The following is a 15,808-nucleotide window of genomic DNA, read 5'->3' on the forward strand; positions in this document are numbered from 1 at the left end:
TTTAAGCAAATTCTGACAATTTCTACTCACTTCAGGGTATTTTTCGCGCTCTTCTCCGAAAAATTTTCGGCTTCTGCGCCTTGCTTCCGGCGCTTTGCTCTTCTTATCCGCAACTTAAAGGAGCATCATTACTCCCGAACGAATTACGCGCATTCCCGGAGCTTTCCTTGTTGCGCGACCTTTTTCCCTTTACCGACCAAACCTTCTAGGACCAGTCATCATGACGACCCCTGATTCCGTCAAGTACAGCAACACCCCGACCGCGACCGAAAACGTCTGGGGCGTCGGCCTCAAGGATGCGAAGCGCCGCAGCAAGTACCTCGCCTACTGCGACGTCGCTCAGTCCGTCACCGGCCTCATCCTCGGTCTCTTCCTCTTCTGCCACATGGCGTTCACGAGCTCCGTGAACTTCGGCAAGGACCTCTTCGCGAACCTCATCGAAACCTCGGGCGGCGCCTTCATCAACGGTGAAGAACACCTCTGGATGCACGTCGTTTTCGTCGGCTTCATCTTCGTTTGTGTCGTGATTCACGCCCTGTGCGCCCTGCGTCGCTTCCCGACCTCCTACCGTCAGTGCCGTGACATCAAGGCTCACTATCGCCTCCTCCGTCACGAAGACACGACCCTCTGGATGGTTCAGCTCGTCACGGCCTTCCTCCTCTTCCTCCTGGTGTTCCCGCATCTCATGAGCATGCTCACGAACCCGGGCGGTTTCGACCCGAACCTCATCGGCGTGCACACCTACCACAACGGTCTGCTCTACACGTTCATCTTCCTCGTCGTGACGGAACTCCACGGTATGATCGGTCTCTACCGTCTCGCCGTTAAGTGGGACATCTTCGCGAAGAACCCCGAACGCGACATCATCGACCAGCGTCAGGGCGACCGTGCCGGCCTTCGCAAGACCATGCTCGGCGTTGCTCTCCTCATGATCGTCATGGGTTCGATCACGATCTGGACGAACTACTCGATTGGCGCCGAACAGGTGGCCAACGGTCAGGAGGCCCAGCGCTACGAACTCCCCGCCGACAAGGCCTGGTTCCACTAAGAACCCACCTCGTTCTCCTCTCGCGGAGGGTTGCCCCGCAACGCTCCGCGCGCGAACAAACAAAGCCCGCCGACTTCGGTCGTGCGGGCTTTGTCTTTTTCAACGCCGCTCAGAGGGGCTTTGCGGCGCGGCTCAGCCACCGGCGTGCGCGCTCCGAGAGGTGCGGGCGCAGACGGCGCGCGCACGCGGCGTTGAAGCGGTTGAGCGCCTCGCGCATCGGGAAGTCCTTGGGAAGCGTGCGAACGTCGACGGGAAGGCACGTGAGGGGTTCCGTGCGCAGGAAGCGCCCGAAGGGCGTCGTGCCGCCCTCGACGACGGCGATGAGGTTTTCGACCCGCACGCCCCAGTGACCCGGTCGGTAGAGCCCTGGTTCGTCCGAAATTACGTTCCCGAGCGCAAGCGGCTCCGAAACGCGCGGCGAAATGCCGCAGGGGCCTTCGTGCACGTTGAGGACGTAGCCTACGCCGTGGCCCGTACCGTGACCGAAGTCGCACCCCGCCTGCCAGAGGTCGTAGCGCGCGAGAGCGTCGATTTGCGAACCCTTCGTCCCCTCGGGGAAGCGGCAGCCGAGCAGTCGAAGCATCCCCGCCGTCACGAGGGCGACGTCGGCCTTCATCGCGGCGCTCGGTTCGCCAACGGCGGTCATGCGCGTGATGTCGGTGGTACCGCACTCGTACTGAGCGCCCGAGTCGATCAAAAGCAGGCCGTTTCCTTCGATGCGCGCGTCTTCGCCGCGATGCGGCTGGTAGTGGGGAAGCGCCGCGTTCGGGCCGAAGGCGCAAATCGTCTCGAAGCTCTCTTCAAGAAATTCCGGATCCTTCGCGCGCCACGCGTGCAGCATCTCGACGACGTCGCATTCGGTCGGGCGTTCGCCCGCGTCGAGCCGCTCTTCGAGTTCGGCGTAAAACTCCGCAAGCGCGATGCCGTCCTTCAGCATTGCTTCGCGAATGAGTTCGAGCTCGGCCGGGGACTTGTGGCTCTTCATCGCGGCAACGGGCGAAGCGCCGTACCGCACGCGGGCACGCTCGGCCGCGCGGGCGTAGGCGCGCGACGTCCGGCGCGGGTCGAGTAGGAGCGTCGTCCCTTCCAGTGCTTCGAGCGCCGTCCCGAGCGCCTCGGGTTCGCGCAGATCGATCCCCGAAGCCGCAAGCGCGGCTCGGGCCGTCTCGTCAAAGCGCACGCCTTCGCTGAAGAGCTCCGCACGGTCGGCGCAAACGAGCATCGCGGCGCCGAACACCGGATTGCAGGGGACGTCCCGCCCGCGCAGGTTCGTAAGCCACGCAATATCGTCGAGCGACGTCAGAAGCACCGCATCCGTCGCCTCCGACGCGAGCGTCTGGCGCAGTACGGCAAGCTTCACCCGCGCATCGACCCCCGGGCGCTTCATGGGACGAACGGCCGACACGACGGGACTCGGCCGATCGGGCCAGATTTCCGGATGCCCCGCGAAGAGGTCGCTCCCGAGGAGTTCGATCCCGACCCCGGCCAGCACGGACGAAATCTCCTCGAAAGCCTCGTGCGAAACGAGTCGCGCGTCGATCGCGACGCGCGCCCCAGCGGGCAGTGTCTTCAGAAGACGCGCCGTCGCTTCCTTCAGAGGATCGCGCTCGGCGCGAAGGAGTTCGACCCCATCGAAGAGCGTTTTTTCGGCCTGCACCCAATAGCGGCTGTCGACCGCGAGCACCGCAAAGTCCGTCGCGACGCAGAGCACGCCCGCGCTGCCTTCGAACCCCGAGAGGTGCGCTCGAAGCGCCCAACTGGGCGCCACGTATTCGGAAAGATAAGGGTCCGCCGTCGGAACGATCACGGCATCGAACGCTTCGCTGCGAAGCGCCTTGCGGGTAAGTTGAAGGGCGTCCATGGTGGTGAAACGGTATGAAAAAAGAGGAAAAGGCGGCCCGAACGGGCCGCCTTCGTTATGGAATTTCGGCGCGCGTCAGAAGAGCTTTCGTACGACGATCGTCACGGGAAAGCCGACGTGGTTGTCACTTTCGGAGTCTTCGCCGATGTCGAGGCTCACGATGCGCCAGCCCGCATCTCGGATTTCGTCGATCGTCGCCGAAACGCCGAGATCGGCGCAGGCAAAGGGCACTTCCTTGATGCGCTGCAGAACCGTCACGGGTTTTTCCGAGGCGCAGCTCGTTTCCGCACGATAAGGCGCGTCGATGAGCGGGTCGTGTCCGCCGCGCGACGCGTCTTCGCGCGCCGTCGTGTCGGGGCCGCCGACGACGTCGCCCGTGTAGTAGCCCGTCCCCGTCGAGCACCCCGCAAGAAGCAGAGCGGCGAGAGTTGCACCCCAAAGAGCGCGCGAGGCACGGATCGGGCGCAAGCCCCGAGAGAAAAACGATGTGGTCACGATACGCAAAGCCAAAACGAGAGGTAAAGCGGCATTCATTGTAGTCGGCAAAGCCCGCCGGGCTTTGCCGCTTCAATTTTTCGTTACGGTTTCCGCGCGAAAGCTCAGTCCTTCGAGGGGCCGCCCCGACGCCCGCCCTTGCGCGCGCGATCGGAGGCGCCCTTCCCGGGGGCGTTCCCCTTGGGGTTCGCACTCGCTTTCGAGGGCTGTCGGGACTTTTGTCCCTTCGAGGACGAGCCGCGTTTCCCCGAAGGCGCCTTGTCGCGCATCGGCGGAATGCGGGCGCCCGAATAGGGGTCGGTGCCGGAGCCGAAGACGTGCACGGACGGCGTCCTTCCGGTCAACCCCGGCATCGTCTGCGGCAGACTGAGCGAACCGTACGGATCGGGCGTGTAGATCCCGAACGAGGTCGCAAGCGGCGACGGGATGCCGTCCGAGGTGCGGGCGTTCTTCGGTCGGGCCTTCGCCGCCTGACGCTCGGCGATCGTTCGGTAGTGAATCGAATTGCCGAAGTCGTCGTCGAGGAACTCCTCTTTCGGTTCGGGCAAAGCGCGGTTGCCGTTCACGTCCCCGGCTTCGTCGCGCTCGGGACGATTCTGCGCTCGGGCAGGCTTTTTCGGACGAGCATCGCGCCGCCCTTTGGCGCCGCGGTTTTTGTCGCTTCGCTCCGAGGGCTTCTCCGCGCTCTTCGCGCGCTTGCCGGAGGAGGATTTCGACCCTTCCGCACGACGGGGTGCTTTCGCGCCGTCCTCTTCGACGGCGGAGGTCGGCAGGTCGGCGGACTTCGGAGCGTTCGGTACCGGGGCTTGCGGAGCGCTCTCGACGCCCTTCGTTTCCTTCGCGACGTCGGTCGGGGCGGAGGTCGCAAGAGCGGCCGAATCGACCGCATCGGTCGCAGCGGCGACATGGCCCGTACGGGCTCCGCGGCCTCGTTTTCCGGGGCGCTGCGTCTTCTTTTTCGCATTCTCGCGACGAGCGGGCTGCGCTTCGGCGGCTTCTGGAGCGATAGGAGCAGCCGGAGCCGACGTTTCGATGGGCTCAGCGGTGCTCTCCGAGGCCCGAGCGGCATTTTTTTTCGCCTGTTCGAGCTTCCAGGCGACGTGAGCCGCGATCGTCTCCTCGGTGACGCCGTAGTTCGAGCGCAACTCTTCGGGCACGTCGCCCGCATAACGCATTTCGGTCTTCGCCTTCGCATAGTACGCCTGGCGGTGGTTGCGACGCGCGAGCTCCAGGTCGATGCGCGCGTTGTGCGCGCGCACGATCGCCTCTTCGATGTTCGTTCCGGTCGGGGATACGATCTTGCTTCGGACGATCTTCTTTGAACGATCGTGGTTTTCTTCGAACCGGCGCAGTTCGTCGCCGACCGCTTCCGGATTGTGCACGCGCAGGGCTTCGAGTTCGGCTTCGGCGCTCGCCGAGTCGCGCTCCGCCTTGGAGAGCTGACGGCTCCGTCGCGCGAGATCGCGCGTCGCGAAGTACACCTTGAAAGCGCCGCGCGAGGCGCTCGTCGCGGGAGGCAAGACGGCTTTTTCGTTGAACCGCACGAGGAGCACGGCTTCGTCGTTCTCGGCGCGGCGCGCGCTGTCGTTTGCCGTCTTGTTCTCGGTCCGTTCGACGCGCTCCGCGCGTTCGGCATTGCGTTCCTTACGTTCCGTACGCACGACGTGCGCGATCGGCCCGGAAGCAGAGGTTTCGGTTTTTTCCGCGCGCTCGCGACGACGCTCGTTTCGCGCCTTTTTCTCATTCCGACGTTCGGACGCTTCAACCTCTTTGCGTCGCGCGACCTTCGACTGCTCGGCGCGCGTTTTCTGCTTTTCGGTTTTGAGACGTTCGCGACAGTCGGGCTCTTTGCGGTCGCGGGCTTTTTTACGTTCCGTCTTTTCCGACATCAGGCCCGTCGAATCGGACGGCAGGTGCGGCATGCGACGCGTACGACGGTTTTTCCCCTGCTCGGCCACGAGCTGATGCGTGAGACGTTCGCTCGTCGCATGGCGACGTTCCGACGCGCGCAGGGCGGCCGAGGACGAGGAGAGCGGCTCCGTGATGACGATTTCCGTTTCGGGCGCGTGCGCCTTCGCCTTTTCTGCAACGTAGTCCGCACGAATCGTCAGCGTGCGACGATGAGGTTCTTCGGCGTGAAGATGTTCTTCGTGCTCGTCGTCGGAGACTTCGGCCCCGTCCGCGCGGTTGGCGTCGCTCGAAACATCGTCCGAGCTTTCCCCGGCGGCTTCGCCTTCCGGGACGGGCGCTTCGAGCGACTCAAGCGGCTCGACATCCTCAATCGGCTCGATCGCCTCGACCGGTTCGGCCTCCTCGTTTTTCACCTCGCTCGTGCGGACCGGCTCGAACGCTTCGTCCGCACGGGTAAAGTCGGTCGAGCGGAGAAATTCGAGCGCGTTGTCGGTTGCCGATTCGCTCTTCGTCGCATTCGATGCGATCGGTTCGACGCTTTCGGGCGACTTCGCCGATTCGGACTTTTCAAGCGGGACGGCCGATGCGGTCCCGACCGGAACGTCGTACTGCGGCCCCTGGTAGAAGGGGTGCAAGGCAGTCCATCGGCGTGCCATCTCGCCCACGGAGAGCTCGTAGGGGAACGCAAACTGCGCGCCGATGGGATTGACGATCTTAAGCTTTCGGTCGAGGTGGAGAGCCAGCCGCTTGCAGGCGGCAAGCTTCTCGGAGATCACCAGGGCCACCGTCACGGGCGCCGCATCGGCCGTTCCCCGACAAGCGGCGCGGGCGTTATCCTCGGGCGAAAGCAGGCTCGGCCACAGGAAGGAGACCTCATAGTCTGACGGCCAAACACTGCGCGACTCGATCTCCTGCAGCGTAGCGGTCGCGATGCGGCCTTTCCACGGACCTTCGCCGAGCAAAAAGCGGTCGCGCTCCTTGTCGTCTTTGGTCACGAGCAGGATTTTTCGGAAACCGTTTTCTTCACTCCAGTGCCACAGGAAGTCGTACATCGAGTACGGGAAGCGGAAGTTCGCTGCCAGGAAGTAGTCGACGGTCCCCGGTACCGGACCCGGATACGAGTCGAACCACTCTTCCGCGCGCGGCATGGCGTCGCGGGCAGTTTTTTCATGGGCTCCTTCCTCGAGCGTTCCGACCGCAGCGGCCTCGGGGAAGATGTTCGTCCACAATGCGTAAGGCTTCGCGGTCTCTTCGGCCACCGACCGATCGAGACGCGGGTAAATGATCGCCTCGATGTGCGAGACGTCGCTGATGCGGGCGAACTCGACCATGCGCGCGAGCGATCCGACCAGGATGTCGGGGCGATGCTTCTCAAGGTGCGCTCGCAGTTTCGCTTCGCTGCGCTGATACGTTAGGTTGAGGATGCGAAGGTCCGTATCCGCCGCAAGGATTTTGAAGCGTTCGACCACCTCGTGTCCCACGCTCAGGCCCACGGGCGGCGTCACGATGACGGCGCGCACGGGCCGCCCCTCCGGAGGCGGCTCCTTCTGCAGGCGTGCGATCAGAGCCACGATCAGAGCCGTGGTTTTCCCCGCGCCGTTCGGCGCGCAAATCAGGACGCGCCGATTGCGCATCACCGACTCGATGATTCTGTTCTGCAGAGGCGTTGCCTCGTGCAGACCGAGCGACTCAAGCGTTCGGAGGACTTTTTTCGTCAAACCGAATTTTTCAAAGGTCACGATGGTTCGCTGTGTTTTTGCAGAGCCGCGTTCCCCGGGCGGATAATAGACCGACGCCGAACGATTCACGATCGACGCGTACGATCGAGCCGCGAACGATGCGAACCGGCATCGATCGGGACGATCCCCGTAAAGAAGGGCAAAATTAACGGAAAGTCCGGGCGGCGTCCGGATCGGGTCGACGGACGCGCATGCAACGGGCGGGACGAAGTCGACCGCCCGAAACGCAGAGAAGGAGCTCCGTCGGCGGAGCTCGTTGCGTTTGAAATTCAGTGTTCCCTTCTCGGACCGGAGTCCGACTCCCGTCATCGTTGACAAAGCGACAAGCCGTCGCACGAGCCGGGAATAGCCTCGGGAACCACAGGGGTAAATTTATCATATCGGTTAGAGCGTCGCCCGCCCTCCGACACGATTCCCGGCGCTTTTTCCGGGGCGCCGTTCGCGCCCCCGAGAGCGCGAACCGTGCTTCGCTACAATGTGTCTGCCCCGACCGGGGTTTCGTCACCCGAACCTACATAAGGATTCTTCATGACCGCCTTCACCGAACTTCTCGTCGAAGAACTTTCTCCGGGCTCCGAACTGCGCGTCGCCGCGGGCGACACCGTCGCCGTTCACTACACGGGGCGCCTTACCGACGGCACCGTCTTCGACTCGAGCTACGAGCGCGGCGAACCGATCGAACTGCCCGTCGGCGTCGGCATGGTGATCGAGGGCTGGGACAAGGGCCTCGTCGGTCTCGCCGAAGGGGGCAAGTACCGCCTCTCGATTCCGTCCGCCATGGGCTACGGCGCTCACGGCGCGGGCGACGTCATTCCGCCCGATGCCGACCTCGTCTTCGAAGTCGAAATCGTCAAGATCGTCAAGGCCGACGCCCGACGGGCTTCGGCGGGCTTTACCGAACTCGGCGTCGAAGAACTCGCTCCGGGCTCGGGCCTGACGGTTGCCGCGGGCGACACCGTTTCCGTTCACTACACGGGGCGCCTCACCGACGGCACCGTCTTCGATTCGAGCTACGATCGCGGCGAACCCATCGAACTTCCCGTCGGCGCGGGCATGGTGATCGAAGGCTGGGACAAGGGCCTCGTCGGCCTCGTCGAAGGGGGCAAATACCGCCTCTCGATTCCGTCCGCCATGGGCTACGGCCCCTACGGCGCGGGCGGCGTCATTCCCCCCAACGCCGACCTCGTCTTCGACGTTGAAATCGTCAAGGTCGCCAAGCCCGAAGCGCGTCCGACCGCGCCCGCCTTCACCGAGCTCGGCGTCGAAGAACTCGCTCCCGGTACGGGCCGCACCGTTGCCGCAGGCGACACGGTCGCCGTCCACTACACGGGCAGCCTCACCGACGGCACCGTCTTCGATTCGAGCTACAACCGCGGCGAACCGATCGAAGTCAAGGTCGGTGCGGGCATGGTGATCGAAGGCTGGGACAAGGGCCTCGTCGGCCTCGTCGAAGGCGGCAAGTACCGTCTCTCCATCCCCTCTGCCATGGGCTACGGCCCCTACGGTGCGGGCGGCGTCATTCCCCCCAACGCCGACCTCGTCTTCGAAGTCGAAATCGTCGGCATCCGCTGACCGGCCGGGCGCCTCCGTCGTGCGACGGAGGGCTTTCCCAAAAAGGGCCGCCCTTCCGGGCGGCCTTTTCTTTGTGCGGGGCGAAGCGGTGCAGTTTCGCGCACCGAGAAGCCCTCAGGAGAAGACCGGACGGCCCGCCCGAGCGAGCACTTCGGCCGCTTCGCGCACCGGAAGGCCCATGATCCCCGTGAAGCTTCCGTCGATGCGCTCGACGAAAACACCGGCCAGGCCCTGAATCCCGTAGCCGCCCGCCTTGTCGAAGGGCTCGCCCGTCGCCACGTAGGCGTCGATTTCTTCGTCGGATAACGCCCGGAAGACGACGCTCGACGTGCTCGTGCGCTCTTGGGCATCCTCAAACGACGTTCCCGCCACCACCGTCGTTTGCACGAGGTGGACTCGCCCCGAAAGGCGATGCAAAAACGCCTTGGCTTCTTCGGCGTCGGCGGGCTTGCCGAGCACCTCGTCGCCGAGACTCACGACCGTATCGGCGGCGAGCACCGGTCCCGCGGGCAGTCCGAGCGCGTCGCGACGCGCCAGGCCTTCGGCAAACTTCGTGCGGGCGGTGCGGCGAACGTACGCTTCGGGCGACTCGCCCGCGAGGCGCTCTTCGTCGCCCGGGAAGTAGCCCGCCGTATGCGCGTTGCCGGCAATCACCGTCACGCGGTAGCCCAACTGCTCGAGAAGCGCCTTGCGGCGGGGGCTCTTGCTCGCGAGGTAAATGTCTTTCTCAGCCATCGTGCGCTCCCTTTTCTCAAGCACGGTGATAGGGGTGGCCGGCGAGAATCGACCAGGCCCGGTAGATCTGCTCGGCAAGGAGCACCCTCGCCATGGCATGCGGAAGCGTCATGGCGGAAAGTCGGATTGTGGCTTTCGCCCGCGCCTTGATCTCGGGCGAAAGTCCGTCGGGACCGCCGATCACGAAGACGATCGCATCGCCTTCGTCGCGCCAGCGAACGAGCGACTTCGCAAAATCGACCGTCGTCAGATCGCGTCCGTGCTCGTCGAGAACCACGACGAAATCGTTCTCGTTGAGGGCGGCGAGGATGCGCTCGCCCTCGGCCGCCATCAGGCGCGCGGGCGTTTGTCCGGCGCGGGGCTCGGTGCGGATTTCTTTCAATTCGACCGAAAAGCCGCGCGGGAAACGCCCGAGATAGTCCTTGACGGCCGAAGCCGCCCAGTCGGCGATGTGTTGCCCGACCGCAATGATCCGGATGCGCATCGCGTCAGTTGTCCGACGGCGCGTGCGTGCGGTTGGGCATCAGGTGCGGGGTGCACTCGGCCTGAGCCTTCATGAAGACTTCCTTGCCGCCCCAAATTTCTTCGAGGTTGTAGTACTCGCGCACGGCGGGCTGCAGAACGTGGCAGACGACCGAGCCGCAGTCGACGAGCACCCATTCGCCCGTGTCTTCGCCTTCCATGCCGATCACGTCGCCGCCCGCCTGCTTGACGCTCGACGAGACGGAGAACGCGAGCGCGCGCGTCTGACGGTTCGACGAGCCCGAAGCGATGACGACGCGTTCGAACTGGTCGGTGAGCTTTTCCGTGTTGAAAACCTTGATGTCCTTGGCCTTGACGTCTTCAAGCGCCTCGACGACGATGCGGGTGAGTTCTTCCGTATTCATACTCAAAACGATGGTGCGGCCCGCCGATGCGGGCCGAAATGAAACTGTTTCTGCAACGAACGCCTCGCGGGCGTCCGAAAAATCCGTGCATTCTAGCGGACTTCAGGGCCGAACCGCCCGCACGTACAGACGGTTTTCTCGAATGTAGCGCGCAACCGGATATGGGAGCCACCCGTCCGTTTCCCGCATCGCATCGGGAAAGGCCGACCGCGCGAAGATGCGCCGCAGGGCGGTGCTCGAAGCGGCGTGCGGGGGCATGTCGAAAAAGGCGACGCGCCCGAAGGCGCCCGCGTCGACGAGCTCGTTCGCCGCGACGGTGCGCGGGGCCGCATGCGCTTCGACGGCGGGCTCGGCCCGGGGCGTTTCGCCCGCACGACGGCAAACGGCCACGTGCGCGTAGTCCGTAAGCCGCTCCCAGTCGTACCACGTGTGGAGGTTTCGCCACTGATCGCTCCCCATGAGGAGTACGAGCGGCACCGAGGGTCCGTAGCGGCGGCGCAGCTTTTCGAGCGTGCGCACCGTGTAGGTGGGACCCGTCTCCAGGAGCTCCGTCGTGTCGACCGAGATGCGCTCCTCCCCTTCCAGGGCCGAGCGCAGCATTGCGAGCCGATGGTGCCCCGGCGTCACCCAGGTTTTCTGCCAGGGGTTGCCGGCGGGGAGCAGCTCGACCCGCATCACCCTCAGAACGCGCAGGGCCTCGCGTGCGAGCGCCAGATGGCCGGAATGGACGGGGTCGAACGTGCCGCCGAGAAACGCGACACCGCGCGGAATCTCAATCGTCATCAGGGGTTCTTCACCAACGAAATGAAGGCCTGCGCGACACGCCCCTTCTCGAAGCGCACGGCGAGCCAGTTGAGTTCAAGCTCCTGGAGGTTGCGGGCGTTGCGCAAAAAGCGCTGACTGAACCAGTAGCTCCAGCCCTGGGCGTCGCGGTAGGAGGGCTTGCCCGCGAGCTCGAGCACTTCCTTTTCCGTCATGCCGAGGCCGACCGGACCGAGACGAACGGGGAGTCGTTCGGGAGCGAGCTTGCGGCAGAAAACGGGCGGCGTATCGTTCTCGGCCCATTCGAGCTGCACCTCCGTCACGTGTACGGTGTCGCTTGCAATCATCCAGACGCGCACCGGACGGCCGGCTTCCGTACCCGCCAGACAGGCAATATCGCGGGCGAAGTCGCCGTGACCGTCGCGAATGCGAGGCGCGCCCGTAAAGGCCGCCGCTTCTTCGAGCGTCGTCACTTCAAGAACGATCTTCGGTTTGCCGAGTCGCACGAAGTCGGCGGGCGGCTCGGTCAACGTGGCGGGTGCCTCAAGGAGCGAACTCGGGTAGGCAAAGGGCAGATTCTGGGCGCCCGCGCAGACCGCGGACAGGAGTCCTGCAGCAAGACATGCGAGCTCTCTCAGGCGGAACATGGACAGTCACCTCGGGTAATCGTGTTCAAGCCTCAACATAACACCGTTTCCGATCGGAAAACGGGGTTTGCAACCCTTCGTAACGGGTTTTTGCCGCAGCGGCTTGATCCGCGCCGACGCATTCTCCCCGCAACCACGGAACGCGCAAACGGAAAAGGGCCGTCCGGCTGCGGCCGGGCGACCCTTTCGTTCGAGCGTTCGAGCGCTTGAGCGGCGCACGCCGCGCGGAAAGTCCCGGGCGTGCGTCAAACTTCGCAATTATTCGGTGAGACGCGCAATCGCACGGTAACCGATGTCGGAGCGCATCTGCATGCCGTCGAACACCACCTCGCAGGCGGCTTCGTAGGCCGTCTGTTGCGCGACGCGGATGTCGTCACCGAGCCCCACGACGCAGAGCACGCGACCGCCCGAGACGACCGTGAGGCCTTTTTCGAACTTCGTGCCCGCGTGGAAGACCATGCGGTCGGCGGTGTTTTCGGGGAGCTTCTCGATCACGGCGCCGCGTTCGGGCTTGGCGGGATAGCCGCGCGCCGCGCACACGACGCCGAGCGCCGTGCGCTCGTCCCATTCGATCGAGGCTTCGTCGAGCTTGCCGTCGATCGCCGCTTCGACCACCGTCGCGAAGTCGCTCTTGATGCGGGCCATGATGGGTTGCGTTTCCGGGTCGCCCATGCGGCAGTTGAATTCGAGCGTCTTCACCGACGTGGTGCCGTCGGCGAGCTGCTTGATCATGAGGCCGGCGTAGAGGAACCCGGTGTAACGGATCCCGTCGGCGGCCATGCCGCGCACCGTCGGGAGAATGATTTCGCGCATCACCTGCTCGTGCACGGCGGGCGTGACGACGGGAGCGGGCGAGTAGGCGCCCATGCCGCCCGTGTTGGGGCCCTGGTCGCGGTCGAGAAGACGCTTGTGGTCCTGCGAGGTCGCCATCGGGAGCACGTGTTCGCCGTCGACCATCACGATGAAGGAGGCTTCTTCGCCGTCGAGGAAGTCTTCGATCACGACGCGGGCACCCGCCTGGCCGAACTCGTGCCCTTCGAGCATCATGTCGACGGCGGCGTGCGCTTCGTCGGCCGTCATCGCCACGACGACGCCCTTGCCCGCGGCAAGACCGTCGGCCTTGATGACGATCGGAGCGCCCTTGCGGTCGATGTAATCGTGAGCGGCCTTCGGATCCGTGAAGCTTTCGTATTCGGCCGTCGGAATGCCGTGACGCTTCATGAACGCCTTGGCGAAGTCCTTCGAGCTTTCAAGTTGAGCCGCGGCCTTCGTCGGCCCGAAAATGCGCAGCCCTTCGGCGCGGAAACGGTCGACGATCCCGGCAGCGAGGGGAGCTTCGGGGCCCACGACCGTGAAGGCCACGTTTTCGCGGCGAACGAAGTCGACGAGTTCGCCGATATCGGTGAGGGGAACGTTTTCAAGGCCGCTTGCAAGTGCCGTGCCGGCGTTGCCCGGAGCGACGAACACTTTCTCAACGCGGCTGCTCTGAGCAAGACGCCAGGCGAGGGCGTGTTCGCGGCCGCCGTTGCCGACAACAAGGACGTTCATGGAAAACCTCTTGAATGCTAGGGGTGGATGGAGGGAGATGTCTGCGGATACGGTCCGCAGGACCGTTCGAATCGGGCTTCGGACGCGTCCGGAGCCATTCTAATCGAAGGCCGCGGCGAGTCCCGAAAATGAAAACGCCGTCCGAGTGCTGGCGCATCCGGGCGGCGTTTCCTCCGTCGGCGAGCTTATTCCTCGTCGAAGACGGCGGAGGTGTAGACCTGCTGAACGTCGTCAAGGTCTTCGAGGGCGTCGATGAGCTTCTGCATCTTTTCGGCGTCGGCCCCGGAGAGCTGCGTTTCGTTGAGCGGGCGGTAGGTGATTTCGGCCATTTCGGGTTCGAGACCGGCCGCTTCGAAGGCCTTGGAGACCGCATCGAAGGCCGAAGGATCGCACGTCACTTCGATCGAGCCGTCTTCGTCCGCCACCACGTCGTCGGCACCGGCTTCAAGGGCGACTTCCATGACGGCGTCTTCAGTGGCCTTGCCCGGCGCGAAGAAGAATTCGCCTTCGTGCTTGAACATGAAGGAAACGGACCCTTCCGTACCCATGTTGCCGCCGTGCTTCGAGAGGAGATGACGAACGTCGGCCACGGTGCGCACGCGGTTGTCGGTCGTGCAGTCGATGATGAGGGCGGCGCCGCCGATGCCGTAGCCTTCGTAGCGGACTTCTTCGTAGGAGACGCCCGGGAGCTGACCCGTGCCCTTCAGGATCGCATTCTGAATCGTGTCCTTCGGCACGTTGCCGCCGCGGGCCTTCACGAGAGCAAGGCGCAGACGGCTGTTCGTGTCGGGGTCGCCCCCGCCCATGCGAGCGGCAACGATGATTTCACGAACGAGCTTCGTCCAGAGGTTGGAGCGCTTGGCGTCCTGGCGCCCTTTGCGATGTTGGATGTTGGCCCACTTGGAATGACCCGCCATGATGGAATCCTTCTTTCTCTGCAAATTGTGAACGCAAGGTCCCGACCGGCCGGAAGGGTGCCGCCCGGAGGCGGTACGGACCGTTGCGGCGAGACCTCGAAAACGGGCCTTTCTCCAGGACCCCTCCGATACGCTCGGGCGAGCCTTGGAAAAAAGGAGCGGTTATTTTAGTCCAAACGAGGGAAATCCTGCTGTTGTTCGGAATTCCCGACGAACAAAAAAACGGACGGCCGAAAAGCCGCCCGCTTTCCTCGAGCCGGAGCGCGGCCCGAAAGCCGCGCCCGAACGCTCGAAATCCGGGATGCGCGTTACCCGAGGATGCGACCGATGACGTTCGCCCAAACGGCGAGACCCGTGTCGAGATCCTTTTCCTGAATGTCGAAGCGCGCCGTGTGGTGGCCCGACGGACGGTCGGAGCCGAGCACGAAGAACGCGGCCTTGCCGCCGTGCGCCTGGACGCGGCGGGCGAGAATCGTCGCGTCTTCGGAGCCGCCGAAGTTCATCGGTTCTTCGCAGACCTTGAGGCCCGGAACCGCTTCGCCCGCGTCCTTCAGCACGGCGACGAGTTCGGGGTCGTTCGTGAGGTCGACGGCTTCGCCCATCTTTTCGATGGTGTACTCGCACCCCTGCGCCAGGGCGCAGCCCTTGATGATCGCGACGGCGCTGTCGTACATGTACTGGTTGATTTCGCCCGTTTCACCGCGCACTTCCATCTTCATGACGGCCTTGCTCGGAATGACGTTGCGGCCTTCGCCGGCGTTGAGCTGGCCCACGTTGATGCGGGTCATGCCGGAGCCGTGGCGCGCGATGCCGAGAAGCTGCACGAACGCATTGCAGGCGGCGGCCATGGCGTTGCGGCCGGCATTGGGTTCGACGCCCGCGTGGGCGGGACGACCCGTGTAGGTGACGTCGAGCTTCGTCGTGCAGAGGAACCCGTACGGGTTGATCGACATTTCACCGGACTTGCACATCATGGCGATGTGGGAGCTCAGGAAGAAGTCCGCGTCGTCGACGACGCCCGAGGCGGCCATGCCGGCCGCGCCGCGCACGCCTTCTTCGGCGGGCTGGAAAAGGATCTTGATGCGACCCTTCATCTGGTCCTTGTTGTCGGCGAACCAGTGCGCGACGGCCAGACCCGTCGAGGTGTGGGCGTCGTGGCCGCAGGCGTGCATCAGACCCGGACGCGTGGAAACGAAGCCTTCCTTGGCGGGCAGGTGATCGCCTTCGGTCGATTCGGTCACGGGCACGCAGTCGATGTCGAAGCGAACGGCGAGCGTGGGACCGGGGCGACCCGTGTCGAGCACGCCGACGCAACCCGTGTAGCCTTCCATTTCGGCGAGGAGCTCTTCGGAGACGCCGTTGGCGCGGGCGTACGCAAGACCGGCCTCGACCACCTTCGGATTGCGACCGAGGCAGTTGTCGGGATTGATGACCTTCGTGCCCGTCAGCACTTCGTAGCCGTATTCGCGCAACTTGCCGATCACGAAGGCCGTGGTCGTAAATTCGCTCCACCCTTCTTCGGGCATCGTATGCAGATGACGACGAACTTCGATCAGCTGGTCATGATAGGCGGACGTGCATGTCATTGTCTTTTCTCCTAGGGGTGTGGCTCCCGTTTCCGTTCGGAAGCTTCTGCACGAATCATTATGGTTGGCTAACCACAAAGGATCATTAGTAGAAACCTTA

The 15,808-nt window shown here is 64.2% G+C and carries 13 protein-coding genes and 2 pseudogenes; 4 read left to right on the forward strand and 11 right to left on the reverse strand.

Annotated elements, in window-relative coordinates; genetic code table 11:
* Positions 1–220: 220 nt before the first annotated feature.
* Complete coding sequence (locus tag S6FBBBH3_RS10745; protein WP_120177716.1) at positions 221–1,048, forward strand: fumarate reductase cytochrome b subunit; 828 nt, start codon at positions 221–223, stop codon at positions 1,046–1,048.
* Between the two features lie 109 nt (positions 1,049–1,157).
* Here S6FBBBH3_RS10745 and S6FBBBH3_RS10750 read toward each other — a convergent pair whose 3' ends face one another.
* From S6FBBBH3_RS10750 to S6FBBBH3_RS10760, 3 genes are all read right to left on the reverse strand, one after another.
* Positions 1,158–2,909 (reverse strand): aminopeptidase P family protein, encoded by a 1,752-nt coding sequence (locus tag S6FBBBH3_RS10750; protein WP_120177717.1) that lies wholly within the window; start codon positions 2,907–2,909, stop codon positions 1,158–1,160.
* 75 nt (positions 2,910–2,984) lie between these two features.
* Complete coding sequence (locus tag S6FBBBH3_RS10755; RefSeq protein ID WP_232008790.1) at positions 2,985–3,404, reverse strand: hypothetical protein; 420 nt, start codon at positions 3,402–3,404, stop codon at positions 2,985–2,987.
* A gap of 104 nt (positions 3,405–3,508) precedes the next feature.
* Positions 3,509–7,033, reverse strand: coding sequence for a DEAD/DEAH box helicase (locus S6FBBBH3_RS10760; protein ID WP_170143918.1), 3,525 nt, complete (start codon positions 7,031–7,033; stop codon positions 3,509–3,511).
* A 549-nt stretch (positions 7,034–7,582) separates the two neighbouring features.
* Here S6FBBBH3_RS10760 and S6FBBBH3_RS11180 point away from each other — a divergent pair.
* From S6FBBBH3_RS11180 to S6FBBBH3_RS11185, 3 genes and pseudogenes are all read left to right on the forward strand, one after another.
* Positions 7,583–7,912, forward strand: a pseudogene (locus S6FBBBH3_RS11180) (FKBP-type peptidyl-prolyl cis-trans isomerase); the annotation flags it as partial.
* A pseudogene (locus S6FBBBH3_RS11305) lies at positions 7,910–8,266 on the forward strand (FKBP-type peptidyl-prolyl cis-trans isomerase); the annotation flags it as partial. The pseudogenes S6FBBBH3_RS11180 and S6FBBBH3_RS11305, both read left to right, overlap by 3 nt.
* A complete protein-coding gene (locus S6FBBBH3_RS11185) occupies positions 8,255–8,626 on the forward strand; it encodes an FKBP-type peptidyl-prolyl cis-trans isomerase (RefSeq protein WP_232008867.1) in 372 nt (123 codons plus the stop codon). The pseudogene S6FBBBH3_RS11305 and the gene S6FBBBH3_RS11185, both read left to right, overlap by 12 nt.
* A 114-nt stretch (positions 8,627–8,740) precedes the next feature.
* Here S6FBBBH3_RS11185 and S6FBBBH3_RS10770 read toward each other — a convergent pair whose 3' ends face one another.
* The 8 genes from S6FBBBH3_RS10770 to S6FBBBH3_RS10805 all read right to left on the reverse strand — a co-directional run bounded on the left by S6FBBBH3_RS10770 (position 8,741) and on the right by S6FBBBH3_RS10805 (position 15,708).
* Complete coding sequence (locus S6FBBBH3_RS10770; protein WP_120177719.1) at positions 8,741–9,361, reverse strand: Maf family protein; 621 nt, start codon at positions 9,359–9,361, stop codon at positions 8,741–8,743.
* A 16-nt stretch (positions 9,362–9,377) separates the two neighbouring features.
* The gene (gene rlmH / locus S6FBBBH3_RS10775; RefSeq protein WP_120177720.1) at positions 9,378–9,845 is read right to left on the reverse strand and encodes a 23S rRNA (pseudouridine(1915)-N(3))-methyltransferase RlmH; all 468 of its coding nucleotides are present in this window, start codon (positions 9,843–9,845) and stop codon (positions 9,378–9,380) included.
* Between the two features lie 4 nt (positions 9,846–9,849).
* Positions 9,850–10,248, reverse strand: coding sequence for a ribosome silencing factor (gene rsfS, locus S6FBBBH3_RS10780; RefSeq protein WP_120177721.1), 399 nt, complete (start codon positions 10,246–10,248; stop codon positions 9,850–9,852).
* A 102-nt stretch (positions 10,249–10,350) separates the two neighbouring features.
* Entirely contained in the window at positions 10,351–11,031 is a 681-nt protein-coding gene (gene nadD, locus S6FBBBH3_RS10785) for a nicotinate (nicotinamide) nucleotide adenylyltransferase (protein ID WP_120177722.1), read from the reverse strand.
* Complete coding sequence (locus S6FBBBH3_RS10790; RefSeq protein WP_120177723.1) at positions 11,031–11,657, reverse strand: hypothetical protein; 627 nt, start codon at positions 11,655–11,657, stop codon at positions 11,031–11,033. Before S6FBBBH3_RS10790 ends, nadD begins: the two co-directional genes overlap by 1 nt.
* Positions 11,658–11,915: 258 nt before the next feature.
* Positions 11,916–13,205 (reverse strand): phosphoribosylamine--glycine ligase, encoded by a 1,290-nt coding sequence (gene purD / locus S6FBBBH3_RS10795; protein WP_120177724.1) that lies wholly within the window; start codon positions 13,203–13,205, stop codon positions 11,916–11,918.
* Positions 13,206–13,390: 185 nt separating this feature from the next.
* Positions 13,391–14,122, reverse strand: a complete 732-nt coding sequence (locus tag S6FBBBH3_RS10800; protein ID WP_120177725.1) for a YebC/PmpR family DNA-binding transcriptional regulator — start codon at positions 14,120–14,122, stop codon at positions 13,391–13,393.
* A 308-nt stretch (positions 14,123–14,430) separates the two neighbouring features.
* A complete protein-coding gene (locus S6FBBBH3_RS10805) occupies positions 14,431–15,708 on the reverse strand; it encodes an amidohydrolase (RefSeq protein ID WP_120177726.1) in 1,278 nt (425 codons plus the stop codon).
* Between the last annotated feature and the right edge of the window lie 100 nt (positions 15,709–15,808).

This window comes from Sutterella megalosphaeroides (genome assembly GCF_003609995.1).
GTDB lineage: Bacteria > Pseudomonadota > Gammaproteobacteria > Burkholderiales > Burkholderiaceae_F > Sutterella > Sutterella megalosphaeroides.